Origin of the sequence: Pseudomonas sp. HY13-MNA-CIBAN-0226 (genome assembly GCF_040310305.1) — a bacterium.
Lineage (GTDB): Bacteria > Pseudomonadota > Gammaproteobacteria > Pseudomonadales > Pseudomonadaceae > Aquipseudomonas > Aquipseudomonas gregormendelii.
This window is the reverse complement of the sequence record NZ_JBEOPS010000344.1, coordinates 1-262: the sequence shown is the minus strand read 5'-3', so window position 1 is coordinate 262 and position 262 is coordinate 1. Positions and strand designations below refer to the sequence as shown.

Here is a 262-nt window from a genome sequence, read left to right as displayed (position 1 = left end):
AATTACTTTCTTCAAAGCATTGAAGGGGCAAGACCTGTCATCAACGAGCTACTACGCAAGCTTGTAAAAGACGAGCGACATGCTGTCTTACAGATTATCGAATGCCGCGAAGTCGAGCAGCGTCGCTGGAATAAATGGTCAATGAAATATCTTATACCAAGTGATGAGAATAAAGGGCTGGCGCTTAAGTTTTCGACGGGCACTCAATTTAATCCCTACCTTATGAGTACCAACCAAATCATGATGTTGATTGATACCTTGT

1 protein-coding gene is annotated in these 262 nt (G+C 42.4%); it reads left to right on the top strand.

Annotated features, from left to right (window positions below):
* A partial coding sequence (locus AAEZ05_RS29030) for a BLUF domain-containing protein (RefSeq protein WP_350650075.1) occupies positions 1–262 on the top strand: 262 nt, incomplete at both ends.